Source organism: Actinomadura formosensis NBRC 14204, assembly GCF_001552155.1.
In the GTDB taxonomy this organism is placed as follows: domain Bacteria; phylum Actinomycetota; class Actinomycetes; order Streptosporangiales; family Streptosporangiaceae; genus Spirillospora; species Spirillospora formosensis.
In genome coordinates this window covers 18,902-32,788 of record NZ_BCQQ01000081.1, presented here as the reverse complement: position 1 = coordinate 32,788, position 13,887 = coordinate 18,902, and the positions used below count along the sequence as shown (strand labels likewise).

Below are 13,887 nucleotides of genomic sequence, written 5' to 3'. Positions count from 1 at the left end.
GCGGACCGGGGCGCGGACCGCCCGCGGCACCGCCGCCGCCCGGACGGTCACCGCCCGGACGGGGGCCGGGACGCGGCCCCGGCTTGGGCGCCTGGCCCATGCCGGTGTTGGTCGAGCTGAAGGGGTTGTTGCCCGGACGCGGCCGGCCGCCGCCTCCACCGCCCTGCCGGGGCCCTGGACGCGGGCCGGGCTTGGGCGGGCGGGGGCCCGGCTTCGGGCCGCCCGGCACGCGGTTGCCGCCGCCGGGACCACCCGAGGGCGGGGCACCCGGGCCCTGCGCCACGGGCGCGTTCACCGGCGTGCTCGGCGCCGGCGGGACCGGCGGACGCGGAGCCGGCTTGGGCACGCCACCCCCCTGGCCACCGGCGCCACCGGGGCTACCAGAGCCACCGGGACCACCGGAGCCGCCGGGGCCCGGACGGGGTGCCGCCGGACGCGGTGCGGCGGGACGCGGCGCCTGCGGGCGCGCGCCCTGCCCGTCGGACGCGCCGCCGGGCGGACCCGGACGCGGCGCGGCGGGACGCGGAGCCGAAGGTCGCTTCGGCGCGCCCCGCTTGTCCCCCTGCTTGGGGGACGAAGAAGAATTTGAGAAGGCTTCTGTCAGCCTGCGAACGACCGGCGCCTCGATCGTGGAGGACGCCGACCGTACGAACTCGCCCATTTCCTGGAGCTTGGCCATGACGACCTTGCTCTCGACACCGAACTCCTTGGCGAGTTCGTAAACCCGGACCTTCGCCACTGCACTCCCTACTCGGTCCGGGGGTGCGGCCTCCGGACCGTCGCTAACTTGCCGTACTCATCGCGGCGTGCTCATCGAGCGCTCATAGCAATCTCGACCTGCTTCCGACTAGACGTCGCTTACCATTCGGCCATCCTGCTGCCGCGCGGCGCGGGCCGCAAGCCGCTCTCGCAGCATGCCACCGTCGAGCGGCCCCGGCAGGCGGAACGCCCGCGGGAACGCCCGACGCCGCTCCGCGAGCTCGAGACACCCCGGCTCGGGATGCAGATACGCACCCCGTCCCGGCAGGCACCCGTCGAGGTCGGGGGCGATGACGCCCTCGACCACCACCAGGCGCAGCAGGTCGGACTTGACCGTGCGAACCCGGCAGCCCACACACGTACGTACAGGGGCCGCCCGGCCACGTTTCATGAGTCTACCGCGCCGAGGCGTCGGCGGGGCCTGTCGCATGCTCTCCTGACGTAGAAGATCCGGTTTGGCCGGACTCGGTGGTCTTCACGGGCGCCTGCTCGGGCTCGGTGTCGGAGCGGATGTCGATCCGCCAGCCGGTCAGCCGGGCCGCGAGGCGGGCGTTCTGCCCCTCCTTGCCGATGGCCAGGGACAGCTGGTAGTCGGGCACGACCACCCGGGCGACCCGGGCGTCGGCGTCGACCACCTTGACTTGGGAAACCCGCGCGGGCGACAGGGCATTCCCGACGAACTCCGCGGGATCGTCCGACCAGTCCACGATGTCGATCTTCTCGCCGTGCAGCTCGGCCATCACGTTGCGGACCCGGCTGCCGAGCGGGCCGATGCAGGCGCCCTTGGCGTTCACCCCCGGCTTGCGCGAGCGCACCGCGATCTTGGTGCGGTGGCCGGCCTCGCGGGCGATCGCCGCGATCTCCACGGTGCCGTCGGCGATCTCCGGAACCTCCAGCGCGAACAGCTTGCGGACGAGGTTCGGATGCGTCCGCGACAGCTGCACCGACGGCCCGCGGTGCCCCTTGCGGACCTGCACCACGTAGGCGCGCAGCCGATCGCCGTGGTCGTAGCGCTCGCCGGGCACCTGCTCCTGCGGCGGGAGGACGGCCTCGATCTTGCCGAGGTCGACCAGCACGTTCCGCGGGTCCTTGCCCTGCTGGATGATGCCGCTGACGATGTCGCCCTCGCGGCCGGCGTACTCGCCGAACGTCAGCTCGTCCTCGGCGTCCCGCAGCCGCTGCAGGATCACCTGCTTGGCCGTGGTCGCCGCGATGCGGCCGAACCCGGTCGGGGTGTCGTCGTACTCCCGGAGGTCGTTGCCCTCCTCGTCGGTCTCGGTCGCCCACACGGTCACGTGCCCGCTCTCCCGGTCCAGTTCGACGCGCGCCTTCGGTGCCGCGCCCTCCGTCCGGTGGTAGGCGATCAGCAGGGCGTCTTCGATGGCCTTGACGGCCACATCGAGCGAGATGTCCTTCTCGCTCTCCAAGCTCCGCAGGGCGGTCATGTCGATGTCCACGAGGTTCCCCCCTCTAATCCGGCTCAGCCGGAGAACGCTTTTCCTCGGCCGCGTGGTTCGAAGGAGAGCCGCTCTCGGCGGACGACCCCCCGGGCTCCCCGGGGAGGTGCTTGAACTCCACCTGCACGCGACCGCGCCCCAGCTCGCCGAGGCCGAACCGGCGCCGCGCCGTCTCCGGCCCGGCGTTCTTCGGCCCGGCGGACCTCCCGCCGCCCCCGGCTCCCCTGCTCCGGCGCTTCTGGACGACGTCGATCTCGACGGCCTCGTCGTCGGCCGCCACCACACGGCCCTCGATCTGGCTCCCGTCGGTCAGCGGGGCGACGACCAGCCGGCCGACGGCACGGCGCCAGTGCCGCGGCTCGGTGAGGGGTCGGTCGACGCCGGGCGAGGTCACCTCCAGCACATAAGGCGAGGTCCCCATGGCATCGGACTCGTCGAGCAGCCGGGAGACCGTCTCGCTCAGCCGGGCGATGTCGTCGAGGCTGACCCCGTCGTCCCCGTCCACGACGATCTTGACGAGCCGGCGGCGGCCGGCCGGGCGCACATCGATCTCCTCCAGATCGAAGCCCGCGGCGTTCACCGCGGGCGCGAGCAGCCGGGTCAGCGCGGCGATGGTGGCATCGCGCGACGGGCGCGCGGAGCCGTCGGCACCCCTGCCCGGACCACGCCCCCCGTGAGCGCGGCCACCACGGGACTCGACGCTCATGGGTCCTCCCTCTGTTGTTGCGCCTGCGATCGCGGATGTCACCGCTCGTCCGTCGACACCTCAAGACTATCGACAGCCGGGGACCACAGCGGTCTTTCCGGCGCCACGGCGGCGCGGCGGATATGGAATGCTTGAGCTGGCCTGATGACGCGTCCAGAGCCCGCGACCGCGGAGGGCCACCGCCACCACACCACCGGGTGAGGAGACTGCCTTGCCAGAGGCCGTGCCGCGCATGCCGGAAATCGTGTCACGCCGGGCCCTGCTCGGCCGGGCCGCCGCGCTGGCCGGTGGCGCGCTCGTCCCGCCCTGGCTCGCGGGCTGCACGGCGGAGGCGGCCCCGCGCACGGACGTGTCCGTGCTCATCGGCGCGATCGCGTCCGAGCAGAGCCTGATCGCGGCGTACGAGGCGGCGCTGTCCGTCGCCCCCTCGCTGGCCGGGCGCCTGAGCCTCGCCCTCACGCACCACCGGGAGCATCTGGCGGTCCTGAAGCGGCACTACGTGCCCGGCTCCGGCGACCGGGCGGTCCAGGGCGGCGCCACCCCCTCCCCCGGCACGGCGCCCCTGATCCCCGTCGGCGGTTCCGGGGCGCTCGCGGAGTTGCGCGGTGCGGAGGAGCGCGCGGCGCGGGCACGGACGGCCGACGCCGCCAAGGCGGGCCCTGCGCTGGCCCAGTTGCTCGCCAGCATCGGCGCGTGCGAGGCGGGCCACGCCATGACGGTGAAGGGCGGGGCTCCGGCGGTCCGGGCCGCCTCCGACACCCGGGCGGTGCAGACGGCGCTGGCCGCCGAACACGCGGCCGTGTACGGGTACGGGGTGCTCGGCGCCCGGCTGCGCGGGCCGCTGCGGGAGACCGCGAAGGAGATGTGGAACGAGCACCGGGCCCAGCGCGACGCGCTCGTGTCGATCCTGTCCGCCGTGCCGGTCGCGGCGGCGCCGGCGTACCGGCTTCCGGTCAAGGTCACCGACGCGCGCGGCGCCGCCCGGCTCGCGGTGGTGCTGGAGGACGACCTCGTCCCCGCCTACGTCGGCCTCGCCGGGCTCTCCTCCCCGGATCTGCGGGCGTTCGCCGCCGACAGCGCGCAGCGGGCGATGGCGCGGTCGGCCCGCTGGCGTTCCCGGGCGGGCGTCCCGGCGCCGCGCGACGCCTTCCCCGGGCTGCCGTCCGCGGCCCTGTCGCCGCGTCCCGAACCGGGGGAGTGATCTTCCGCACGATGGGAACAATGCGCCCGATCGATCGCGTTGGTCCCGGTGGTGCAGGGACTACCCACAGGGACCACTCGGGGGAGGAGCCCAAACGTGACCACCACTCCGCAGGACGGCGGGCGCAGCGCCCTCGACGAGCTGCGGGACACCTACCGCGAACAGCTCGACCGGCTCGCGGCCGAGCGTGACGCCGCACGGCGCCAGGCGCGCAGGGCGCAGGCGCAGGCGGACGTGGCGCGCGCCGACCTCGCCAGCCTCAAGAGCCGGGTGGCCGAGTTGCTGAACGCCGCCGCGCGGCACCTGCCGGACCTTCCGGCCGCGGAGGTCCCGCCGGCGGTGGAAGGCCGGGCCAGGGCAGAGCTCCCCGCCGGGGACGGGCCGAACCGTCCCGCCCACGCGGCCTGACACCCGCGCGGCCTGACAGAGGAGGAACGGCCCGCCCAAGGGCCGTGCGGGGACCGCCGGGTCCACCGGTCCCGGCGGTCCCCCTCTTGTCACCAGTAGAGTTCGCCAGATGACCGCGTACGGCCTCCTCGTCTCCCCCTCGCACAACCGCGTCTATGCCCAGGCCGCCTCCCGCCTGGTGAAGGCCGAGCTGACGGTGTTCAGCGAACAGGCCCTCGGCGGACGCGTCGGCGACATTCAGGAGACCGCCATCGGCGGCGTCCCGTACGTGACGTTCTCCGCCGACGACCTGTCGGACCAGGATGTGCGCCTTCTGTCGAACCTGTCGTCGCTCTACGCGCTGTTCCAGATCGAGGACGGGCTGCTCCGTCCGGTCTTGCTCCAGCCCCTCGACGTGTTCGGCAGCGACCTGCTGACCATCCAGAAGTACTCCGGCAAGACGAACGAGTACTTCACCAAGCTGCTGCTGAACGTCACCGCGATGGCGACCGATTCGCCTATGGACCTGGTGACCGGCCGTCCCCGCGTCCTCGACCCCATGTGCGGACGGGGCACGACCCTCAACCAGGCCATGATGTACGGGCTGGACGCCGCGGGGATCGATATCGACGGCAAGGACTTCGACGCCTACTCGGCCTTCATCAAGACCTGGCTGAAGAACAACCGGGTCAAGCACCAGGCCGAGATCACCAGCGTCCGCCGGGAGAAGGCGGTCCTCGGGCGCCGTCTCCACGTCACGCTCGGCGCGTCCAAGGAGCGTTACAAGAGCGGCGAGACGATGGAGATCACCGTCGTGAACGCCGACTCGCTGCTGGCCGGGAAGTTCTTCCGCCCGGCCTCGTTCGACCTGATCGTGACCGACGCTCCGTACGGCGTCCAGCACGGGAGCCGTCCCAAGGGCGCGGGGCCCGGCGGCAAGGGGAAGCCGCAGTTGTCGCGCAGCCCGATCGATCTGCTGACGGCCGCCGTGCCCGAGTGGACGCGGCTGCTGCGTCCGGGCGGCGCGATGGGGATCTCCTGGAACACCTTCGTCGGCCGCCGTGAGCAGCTCGCCGAGATCCTCACCTCCAGCGGGCTCGAAGTCCGGGACTCCGGCGCCTACCAGGACTTCCGCCACCGCGTGGACCAGGCCATCTCCCGCGACCTGATCGTTGCCGCGAAACCCTCACGGTGAATGCCACCGCTCCACGTGCGGAAGCAGTTCGTCCAGTCCGTGGATGAGCGCGTCCGGGGGCGTGAGGCCCGGGCGTTCGAAGGTGTGGGTGGTCTGGTGCCAGATCTGGACGGCGCGCAGGCCGGCGGACTTGGCGCCGTGGATGTCGTCGTACGGGCGGTCGCCGACGAACACGCAGGATTCGGGGTCGGTGGCGCCGACGGCGTCCATGGCGGCGCGGAACGCCTCGGCGTGCGGCTTCGTCCAGGGGATCTCGCTGGAGTAGACGGCGCCGTCGAGCAGGCCGAGGACGTCGTCGCGGACGAAGACGCGCTCGTGCCACTCGCGGGACCAGATGGTGTTGGACAGGACACCGATCTTGATGCCCCGCTCGCGGAGGGCGTGGAACAGGCCGGGGACGGCGGGGTCGGTGTGGGTGTGCGGGGTCCAGGTCTCGAAGTGCGTCGCGAGGAGCGGCTCGGTGGGCTCCACCCCGGCCATCGCGAACACCTCGTCGAGCGTGGCGCTGCGGTGCTCCTCGGTGCCGCGGCGCCACAGCTCCATCTCGGCGTCGGCGAGCGCGGCGGCGGCCCTCTCGACCGTCTCCGGGGGCAGGTGGGCGGAGCAGATCGCGCGCCACATGTCGGCCAGTTCGAGGTCGTGCCAGGGGGTCAGCGTGCCGCCCCAGTCGAAGATCACAGCTTGTACGCCCATGCACCGGATCGTAACCACCCGGACGGCGTACGCCGGTGTCCTCGGCGGGCTCGTCGCCGTCCGCGAGTAGGGGCCGGGTCAGCGGGGATACCGGTCCGATCACATGAAATCACGACAAACCGGGAGGAATCCATGAGGGCACGCGAGCCCGGGGAGTCCCGCGACTTCCGCGCGGACATCGACCACATGGGCGACGACGATCAGGACGAGCAGATCCGCCTGACCGAGGAGTACGTGACCGACCCGCCCGAGGACCTGGTCATCGAGGAACCCGAGCAGAGCCGGGACGGACTGAGCATCACCGAGTACGAAAAGGAGGCGGCCAGGCCGGGCGACCGGGATCGGCCGCATCCGGACACCCCCGCCGAGGCCGACGCCGTGCACCCCACCCGCCGGCCCTGACCGCATCCGGCGCCCGCACGGGCCGGGTGCGGGCGTCGGGGCGAGCCCCCTGGCCGGCAGCCGATCACGGCCGCCGGTGACGCGTGTGACACGGGCCCCTTTGCGGTTCGTTTCCGCACCGGCGGGAATGTCATAGGTGGGCCGTAGGTTGCGCAATGCGGGCTAGCTTGCGAGGTGACCGGGACATGCATGAGACAGTCACGGCACCGGCTGATCCCCCCGCCGACGTCGAATCCCCTTTCCCGCCCCATGACGAGCGGGAGGACCGGCGCCCCTGGTGGCGGCGCAAGGCGGGCCTGCTCGTCCAGTGGGCACTGGTCCTGACGGCCCTCGCCCTCCTCCCCCTCTACCGGGACGAGCTTCCCGACCTCGGTGCCATCTGGACGGCCGCATCGAACGCCGATCCCGGCTGGCTCACCATGGTCGTCCTGGCCGTGGCGGGGTCGATGGGCGCGTTCGCCCGGCTGCAGCGCCGGCTGCTGCGCATCGGCGGGCTGCGGATGCCGCTGCGCCGCGCGTTCGCGATCACGTACGCGGGCAACGCACTGTCCACCACGCTGCCCGCGGGCCCGGCGGTGAGCATCGTCTACACGTTCCGCCAGTTCCGGCGGGGCGGAGCGTCGGCTCAGCTCGCCACGGCGGTGATCCTGGCCGGCGGCGTGATCACCACGACCGCCTACTCGCTGATCGGCCTGCTGGCGCTGCTCGCCGACCCGCACGCCCGCGGGCCTGCGCTGATCGCGCTGGGCCTGCCGCTGATCCTGGCGGTGTCACTCGTCCCCGTGCTGCGCCGGCCGTCGCTGCGCGCCCTGGTGACCGCGCCGCTGCGCCGGGGCTACCGCGCCGCGCTCGCCCACCCCGGGATCGCCCCGCACGCCGAGCGGGTGGCCGGCGTCCGCGACGTCCTGCGCCCGGCCCGCCGCGACTGGGCGGCACTCGCCGCACTCGCCCTGCTGAACTGGGGGTTCGACATCCTCGCGTTGCTGTCGGCGGCGCACGCGGTGGGCATCGAGGTTTCGCCGAACGGCATCGCCCTCGCCTACTTCGCCGCCCAGGCGGCGGGCAGCGTGCTACCGCTGCTGCCGGGCGGGCTCGGCGCGATCGAGGGCAGCATGGCCGCGTCGCTGGTCGCGTTCGGCGCGACGCTGTCACCCGCCGCCGCGGCCGTCGGCCTCTACCGGCTCGTGTCGTACTGGGGTGTCGTCGCGGTCGGCTGGATGGCCTGGGGCGTCCTCCACGAACACGGCCGCCTGGGAGCCCGCGTCAAGGGCCGCCTCACCACCGCCGGCGCCCTCCTGATGGACGGCATGATGGCCTTCGCGTTCGTCACCCCTTATACCGCGGTCCCCCTGCGCACCCCCGAGATCCGCCGCTGCGGCGACGCGATCACACCGGGCTGTCTTCGGGGGCTCTGAGGCGGGCCAGCACCTGGACGGGGTCGGCCAGGACCTCCGCGAAGGCGAACTCGGCCGCGCCCACGAGCGTGGTGTCGTCGCCGAGGGCGGTGGTGCGGAGCTTGACCTTTTCTCGGGGCGCGGCGAGCGCGCCGGTCGCAAGGACGCTGCGGATCTGCGCGGCGGCACCGAGATAGATGTCGCGGAGCGTCCCGCCGAAGACCACCATGCCGGGGTTGAACACGTTGACGAGGTTGGCGACGCCGAGGCCGAGCCAGGTGCCGACGCGGTGCAGCGCCTCCCGCGCCACGATGTCGCCCGCGTCGGCGGACGCCACCACCTCGCGGACCGCGTCCCGCCCCGCCTGTCCGGGCATCTCCGCGCGGCCGGCGTGGTGCAGCAGGGCCCGCTCCCCCACCTCCGCCTCCAGGCAGCCTTTGGAGCCGCACGCGCAGGGCCGTCCCCCCGGATTGACGATCATGTGGCCGATCTCGCCGCCGAAGCCCTCCTCGCCGCCGAGCAGCCGGCCGTGCGCGATGATGCCGCCGCCGACGCCGACGTCACCGTGCAGGTAGATGAGGTTGTCGCAGTTCACTCCGGCGCCGCGCTCATGTTCGGCGAGGGCGCCGAGGTTGGCGTCGTTGCAGACCGAGACGGGGATGCCGAGGCCGAGCCGGCGCGACAGCGCGTCACCGAGCCGGAGGTCGCCGGCCTCGAGGTTCGGCCCGAACACGATGGTGTCGTCGGACCGGCGCACCATGCCGGGGAACCCCAGCGCGGCGCCCACGCAGACGGCGTCGCGTTCGGCCTTGCGGACCAGGGACCGGGCGCCCGCGACGAGCACGCCCAGCAGCTCGGCGGGGTCGGAGCCGCGGGCCCGCACGCCCTCGCGGCGGTCCAGGACGACACCGCCGAGCCCGACGCGCGCGACCACGAGCCGGTCGACGCCGACCTCGAACGCCAGCACGTACACCCGGGTCGACTCGGGCCGGACGACGAGGGACGGCCGCCCGGCGCGGCGCCCCGGGCCGCGCGGCAGTTCCTCCCGGACGAGCCCCGCGGCGGTGAGGTCGGACGTCAGCGCCATGATCGTGCTGCGGTTGAGGCCGAGCGACTCGGCGAGCGTCGCCCGCGACGCGGGGCCGCGCAGGTGCACGAAACGCAGCAGGGTCCCGAGGTTGTGCCGCCGGATGTCCTCCTGTGACGGGCCCGCCTTCATCATCGGCGTAGCCCCAGCTCTCCGCTGACACCGGAGGTGATCAGCTCGACGATCTGCCGGTGGGTGACGTCGGCCGTCCTGACCTGCGCGACCATCCGGCCGAGGTAGAGCGCGGCGATCCGGTCGGAGACGGCGAAGACGTCGTTCATGTTGTGCGAGATCAGCACGACGGCCAGGCCCCTGTCGGCGAGCCGCCGGACGATCTCCAGGACCTGCTGGGTCTGCGCGACGCCGAGCGCGGCGGCGGGCTCGTCCAGCACGACGACCTTGCTGTCCCACAGGACGGCGCGGGCGATCGCGACGGTCTGCCGCTGCCCGCCGGACAGGGTCGCGATCCGCTGCCGGACCGAGCCCATCGTGCGGACGGCGAGGCCGGACAGCGTGCTGCGCGCCATCTCCTCCATCGCGGCCTCGTCGAGGGCGAGGCCGCGGCGCCGCTCGCGGCCGAGGAAGAGGTTCTGGACGATGTCGAGGTTCTCGCAGAGCGCGAGGTCCTGGTGGACGATCTCGATCCCGAGGCGGGCGGCGTCGCGCGGGCTGCCGACCCGGACCGGTCTTCCCTCGAAGCGGTACTCGCCCCGATCGGGGGGATGGATGCCGCCGATGCACTTGACGAGGGTCGTCTTGCCGGCGCCGTTGTCGCCGACGAGCGCGGTGACCTCGCCGGGGTGGGCGCAGAACGCGACATCGTGCAGAACCTTCACGGACCCGTAGCTCTTGTCGATGCCGCGGAGGTCCAGGGCTGGCGTCACTGACATGCCGAGGGGCTCCCACCGTGCCGCGCCGCCGCCGCGCGCCAGGCGGCCGTGGTCAGTGAGCGTATCAGCCACGCCCCCCGGCAGGGCCGGAGAGCCGATGGTGCGGGCCACCGGCTCCCAGCCGTCCTCCGCCCCCCGCACGGGTGTCACCGCCCGGCGGCCGACCGCCGCCGCCTGGCCAGCGCGTCCATGCTGGCGGCGAGCAGCAGCACGAGGCCGGTGATGAGGAAGCTCAGGTAGGCCTTGGTGCCGAGCAGCCCGAGCCCGTTCTCGATGATCGCGATCACCAGGCCGCCGAGCACGGCGTCGCGGGCCTTGCCGCGCCCGCCGAACAGGCTGGTCCCGCCGATGACGGCCGCGCCGACCGCGTACAGCAGCGTGTTGCCGCCGCCCGCGTCGGTGGCGACCGAGTTGAGCCGGGACGCGGCCACGATCCCGCTGATCGCGGCCAGCCCGGATCCGATCATGAAGACGGAGATCCGGATGCGGGTGACGTTGATGCCGGCGCGGCGCGCGGCCTCGGCGTTGCCGCCGACGGCGTAGATGTGCCGCCCGTAGGCGGTGCGGCCGAGCACGAACGTGCAGACGATCAGCAGGACGCCGACGAGCGGCACGCCCCAGGGGATGCCGCCGAGGAAGACCAGCGGGCTGACGGCACGGTCCTGGCTGAGCACATGGGTGCAGCCGAGCAGGGCGGTCGCGACGACGGCGCACTGGGCGAGGACGAACTGCAGCGGCCTGGAGTGCAGGTTGCGGACGCGCTGGCGGCGCCAGCGCAGCAGCTGCGTCGCGGTGTAGCCGGCGGTGCAGAGGGCGGCGAGCAGCCAGCCGAGCCAGATCGGCATGTTCGTGTTGGACAGCGCCACGATGACGTCGTCGCGGACGGGCACCGTCCCGCCCTCGCCGATCAGCCGCAGCGTGATGCCCTGCAGGCCGAGGAAGAACGCCAGCGTGACGACGAACGAGGGGATCCGCAGCACCGACACGAGCCAGCCGATGGCGGTGCCGATGACGATGCCGATCGCCACGCCGCTGATCACCGCGACGTACCAGGGCTGCCCGGCATCGGTGATCAGCTTGGCGAGCACGGCCGCGCACAGCCCGCTCGCGACGCCGGCGGACAGGTCGATCTCGCCCAGCAGCAGGACGAACACGAGCCCCATCGCGAGGATCGTGATCGGCATCGCCTGCGTGGACAGGTTCGCGAGGTTGGCCTTGCTGAGGAACGTGTCCGGCTTCAGCGCGGTGAACAGCACGACGAGCGAGATGAGCCCGAGGATGGCGGGCAGCGCGCCCAGCTCCCCGGCCTTGATCTTGTTCAGGTAGTCGAGCGCCGCGGACCTCATGTCGTGCTCGCGGCGGTCGCCTGCGAAGTCGGAGTCCGCCAGCTTCATGACGGCGGCCTCCCTGCCTTCGGGGATGTCGGTGGACACCTGCTCCCCCTTCAGATGCTCTCGGCGGCGGTCGTCGGCGCGAGGCCGAGATCACCGGAACGGCCGGCGGTGATGAGCTCCACGACCTGGCCGTGGGTGACCTCGGAGCGGGCGACGTCCGCCGCGACGCGGCCGAGGTAAAGGGCGGTGATGCGGTCGGCGACCTCGAACACGTCGTTCATGTTGTGCGAGATCAGCACGACCGCGTGCCCGGTGTCGGCGAGACGCCGGACGAGGTCGAGCACCTGCCGGGTCTGGGCGACGCCCAGTGCGGCGGTGGGCTCGTCCAGGATGACGACCTTGGACTCCCACAGCGCGGCCTTGGCGATCGCGACGGTCTGCCGCTGCCCGCCGGACAGGCTCGACACCTGCTGGCGGACGGACTTGACGGTCCGGACCGACAGCTTCGCGAGCGTCTCCCGCGCCGCCTCCTCCATCGACGACTCGTCCAGCACGATGCCCTTGCGCCGCTCCCGGCCGAGGAACATGTTCTGCACGATGTCGAGGTTGTCGGCGAGGGCGAGGTCCTGGTAGACGACCTCGATGCCCAGGTCGGACGCCGTGCGGGGGCCGTCGATCGTCACCGGGCGGCCCGCGAACTCGATCTGTCCCGAGTCGATCGGGTGGATCCCGGCGATGCACTTGATGAGGGTCGACTTGCCGGCGCCGTTGTCGCCCACGAGGGCCATGACTTCGCCCAGCCGCACGGTGAAGTCCACGTCGTGCAGCACATGGACGGCACCGAAGCTCTTGTTGAGCCCGGTCAGGCGCAGGACGGGGTCTCCGTTTTCAGCCACGTGCTTCCTTCCGCGAGGATCTGTGTCCTGCCCGTGGCGGGCCCCTGGCGTCCCGGGTTCCGGGTACCCGGGGCGCACTCAGCGGTGCGGGGCCCGCCACGAGGTCGGCGTGGGCTCGCTACTGGATGCCCGCGTCCTTGCACTTGGCGGCGTAGGCGCCCTTGCACAGGTCTTCCTTCTTGACGAAGCCGTCGTCGGCGACCTGCTTGACGTTCTCCTTGAAGACGCCGATCGGGTTCAGCAGGACCGACGGGACGTCCCGCTTGCCGACGGGGTCGTTCGTCGTGCCGTTGGTCTCGGCCTTCTCACCCTTGATGAGTGAGACGGCGAGCTTGGCGGCGGCGTCGGCCTCCTGCTTGACCGGCTTGTACACCGTCATGCACTGGTTGCCGTCCAGGATGTTCTGCAGGCCCTCCAGGGTGGCGTCCTGGCCGGTGACGGCGACCTTGCCGGCCTCCTTGTTCTTCTTGAGGATCGAGACGACCGCGCCGCCGAGGCCGTCGTTCGCGGCGAGCACACCGTCGATCTCGCCGTGCTGCTCGGTCCACATCTGCTCGAAGAGCGTGGCGGCCTTCTCGGCCTTCCAGTCCGGAACGGGCTGCTCGGCGACCTTCTTGTACTTCGAGACCGGGTCGAGGACGTTGTGCGCGCCCTTGGCGAAGAGGGTCGCGTTGTTGTCGGTGGGGGCGCCGTTCAGGTAGGCGATGTTGGCGGCCTTGTCGCCGAGGCACTTCTGCAGGCCCTTGCCGAGTTCTTCGCCGACCTTCACGTTGTCGAACGATACGTAGTAGTCGGCGACGCCGCCGAGGGTGAGGCGGTCGTAGTCGATGGTCTTGACGCCCTGCGCCTGCGCCTTGCGCTGGACGGCCGCCGCGGAGTTGGAGTCGAGGCCGTCCACGATCAGGACCGTGACGCCGCTGGTGAGCATCTGGTCGGCGATCGTCTGGAAGCGCTGGGTCGAGCCCTCGGCGTTCTGGATGTCGTAGTCGACGCCGGCGGCCTTGAACGCCTGCTCCAGGTACGGCCGGTCGAAGCTTTCGTAGCGGACGGACGAGGTCGTGTCAGGCAGGATCACACCGACCTTGCCCTTGGCCGATCCGCTGGAGCCGCCCTTGTCGTCGCCCCCGCACGCGGTGAGGCTGAGCGCCGCGGCTGTCGTGAGGGCCGTCAGGCTGAGGATCCCCTTGCGCATTGCCCGGGTCCTTTCTGGGGGTGGCCGCGTGCCGCGGCCGGGGGGTAAGCCATGCCGATGAGCCAGGTCACACGTTCACCGGCGTGAATGTTGTGCCCCGCAACTTATGTCGCGCCCGCCCGGAACGCCAGACCCGCCGGCTCGCTGATTTGTTGTGCGCGGTAACAATCACATAACACGAGATCAACGAGGGTGGAACGCGACATGACGGGCCCGGTGCCGGCGAGCGGCGTCCACCGTCCACGCGTTCCTGCGGCAGCCAAGGTCGGCGAAATGTTTAGCGCCTCAACATTC

15 protein-coding genes are annotated in these 13,887 nt (G+C 72.3%); 5 read left to right on the top strand and 10 right to left on the bottom strand.

The annotated features are described in order from the left end of the window. The 4 genes from AF1_RS33535 to rimP form a co-directional block, all read right to left on the bottom strand. Positions 1–739, bottom strand: a 739-nt coding sequence (locus AF1_RS33535; protein ID WP_174548875.1) for a translation initiation factor IF-2 N-terminal domain-containing protein, incomplete at its 3' end; no start/stop codon positions are given. Between the two features lie 108 nt (positions 740–847). Further along, positions 848–1,150 (bottom strand): YlxR family protein, encoded by a 303-nt coding sequence (locus AF1_RS20875; protein WP_131732514.1) that lies wholly within the window; start codon positions 1,148–1,150, stop codon positions 848–850. A 4-nt stretch (positions 1,151–1,154) separates the two neighbouring features. After that, on the bottom strand, positions 1,155–2,204 hold the full coding sequence (gene nusA, locus AF1_RS20870; protein ID WP_084263174.1) for a transcription termination factor NusA: 1,050 nt from the start codon (positions 2,202–2,204) through the stop codon (positions 1,155–1,157). Between the two features lie 25 nt (positions 2,205–2,229). Further along, a complete protein-coding gene (rimP, locus tag AF1_RS20865) occupies positions 2,230–2,922 on the bottom strand; it encodes a ribosome maturation factor RimP (RefSeq protein ID WP_067801756.1) in 693 nt (230 codons plus the stop codon). Positions 2,923–3,133: 211 nt separating this feature from the next. Here rimP and AF1_RS36485 point away from each other — a divergent pair, with 211 nt between their 5' ends. The 3 genes from AF1_RS36485 to AF1_RS20845 all read left to right on the top strand — a co-directional run bounded on the left by AF1_RS36485 (position 3,134) and on the right by AF1_RS20845 (position 5,705). After that, on the top strand, positions 3,134–4,123 hold the full coding sequence (locus AF1_RS36485) for a ferritin-like domain-containing protein (RefSeq protein WP_242608727.1): 990 nt from the start codon (positions 3,134–3,136) through the stop codon (positions 4,121–4,123). A 96-nt stretch (positions 4,124–4,219) separates the two neighbouring features. Continuing rightward, positions 4,220–4,531 carry a hypothetical protein gene (locus AF1_RS20850; protein ID WP_067801754.1) on the top strand — a complete coding sequence of 104 codons (312 nt, stop codon included), beginning with the start codon at positions 4,220–4,222 and terminating at the stop codon, positions 4,529–4,531. Between the two features lie 109 nt (positions 4,532–4,640). Next, positions 4,641–5,705 carry a TRM11 family SAM-dependent methyltransferase gene (locus AF1_RS20845; protein ID WP_067801745.1) on the top strand — a complete coding sequence of 355 codons (1,065 nt, stop codon included), beginning with the start codon at positions 4,641–4,643 and terminating at the stop codon, positions 5,703–5,705. Here AF1_RS20845 and AF1_RS20840 read toward each other — a convergent pair. Beyond that, a complete protein-coding gene (locus AF1_RS20840; protein WP_067801742.1) occupies positions 5,697–6,398 on the bottom strand; it encodes an HAD family hydrolase in 702 nt (233 codons plus the stop codon). The genes AF1_RS20845 and AF1_RS20840 overlap by 9 nt on opposite strands. Positions 6,399–6,530: 132 nt before the next feature. On the opposite strand from AF1_RS20840, the gene AF1_RS20835 reads away from it, so the two are divergent. Together AF1_RS20835 and AF1_RS20830 are read left to right on the top strand one after the other, a co-directional pair. Continuing rightward, positions 6,531–6,800 carry a hypothetical protein gene (locus AF1_RS20835; protein ID WP_067801740.1) on the top strand — a complete coding sequence of 90 codons (270 nt, stop codon included), beginning with the start codon at positions 6,531–6,533 and terminating at the stop codon, positions 6,798–6,800. Between the two features lie 185 nt (positions 6,801–6,985). After that, positions 6,986–8,215, top strand: a complete 1,230-nt coding sequence (locus AF1_RS20830) for a lysylphosphatidylglycerol synthase transmembrane domain-containing protein (RefSeq protein ID WP_067801737.1) — start codon at positions 6,986–6,988, stop codon at positions 8,213–8,215. On the opposite strand, the gene AF1_RS20825 is transcribed toward AF1_RS20830, so the two are convergent. From AF1_RS20825 to AF1_RS20805, 5 genes are all read right to left on the bottom strand, one after another. Beyond that, positions 8,187–9,413: an ROK family transcriptional regulator gene (locus AF1_RS20825; RefSeq protein WP_067801735.1), complete on the bottom strand. Its 1,227-nt coding sequence runs from the start codon at positions 9,411–9,413 to the stop codon at positions 8,187–8,189. The two genes, AF1_RS20830 and AF1_RS20825, sit on opposite strands and share 29 nt — an antisense overlap. Further along, the gene (locus tag AF1_RS20820) at positions 9,413–10,171 is read right to left on the bottom strand and encodes an ATP-binding cassette domain-containing protein (protein ID WP_067801769.1); all 759 of its coding nucleotides are present in this window, start codon (positions 10,169–10,171) and stop codon (positions 9,413–9,415) included. Before AF1_RS20820 ends, AF1_RS20825 begins: the two co-directional genes overlap by 1 nt. A gap of 146 nt (positions 10,172–10,317) precedes the next feature. Then, complete coding sequence (locus AF1_RS20815) at positions 10,318–11,604, bottom strand: sugar ABC transporter permease (protein ID WP_242608726.1); 1,287 nt, start codon at positions 11,602–11,604, stop codon at positions 10,318–10,320. An 11-nt stretch (positions 11,605–11,615) separates the two neighbouring features. Next, entirely contained in the window at positions 11,616–12,401 is a 786-nt protein-coding gene (locus tag AF1_RS20810) for an ATP-binding cassette domain-containing protein (protein WP_067801732.1), read from the bottom strand. Positions 12,402–12,519: 118 nt separating this feature from the next. Next, positions 12,520–13,593 carry a sugar ABC transporter substrate-binding protein gene (locus AF1_RS20805; protein WP_067801728.1) on the bottom strand — a complete coding sequence of 358 codons (1,074 nt, stop codon included), beginning with the start codon at positions 13,591–13,593 and terminating at the stop codon, positions 12,520–12,522. Between the last annotated feature and the right edge of the window lie 294 nt (positions 13,594–13,887).

Coding starts and splice junctions, on each gene's coding strand:
- AF1_RS20805 (WP_067801728.1), bottom strand. CDS start 13,593: ATGCGCAAGGGGATCCTCAGCCTGACGGCCCTCACGACAGCCGCGGCG.
- AF1_RS20845 (WP_067801745.1), top strand. CDS start 4,641: ATGACCGCGTACGGCCTCCTCGTCTCCCCCTCGCACAACCGCGTCTAT.
- nusA (WP_084263174.1), bottom strand. CDS start 2,204: ATGACCGCCCTGCGGAGCTTGGAGAGCGAGAAGGACATCTCGCTCGAT.
- AF1_RS20830 (WP_067801737.1), top strand. CDS start 6,986: ATGCATGAGACAGTCACGGCACCGGCTGATCCCCCCGCCGACGTCGAA.
- AF1_RS20840 (WP_067801742.1), bottom strand. CDS start 6,398: ATGGGCGTACAAGCTGTGATCTTCGACTGGGGCGGCACGCTGACCCCC.
- AF1_RS20875 (WP_131732514.1), bottom strand. CDS start 1,150: ATGAAACGTGGCCGGGCGGCCCCTGTACGTACGTGTGTGGGCTGCCGG.
- rimP (WP_067801756.1), bottom strand. CDS start 2,922: ATGAGCGTCGAGTCCCGTGGTGGCCGCGCTCACGGGGGGCGTGGTCCG.
- AF1_RS20820 (WP_067801769.1), bottom strand. CDS start 10,171: ATGTCAGTGACGCCAGCCCTGGACCTCCGCGGCATCGACAAGAGCTAC.
- AF1_RS20825 (WP_067801735.1), bottom strand. CDS start 9,413: ATGAAGGCGGGCCCGTCACAGGAGGACATCCGGCGGCACAACCTCGGG.
- AF1_RS20835 (WP_067801740.1), top strand. CDS start 6,531: ATGAGGGCACGCGAGCCCGGGGAGTCCCGCGACTTCCGCGCGGACATC.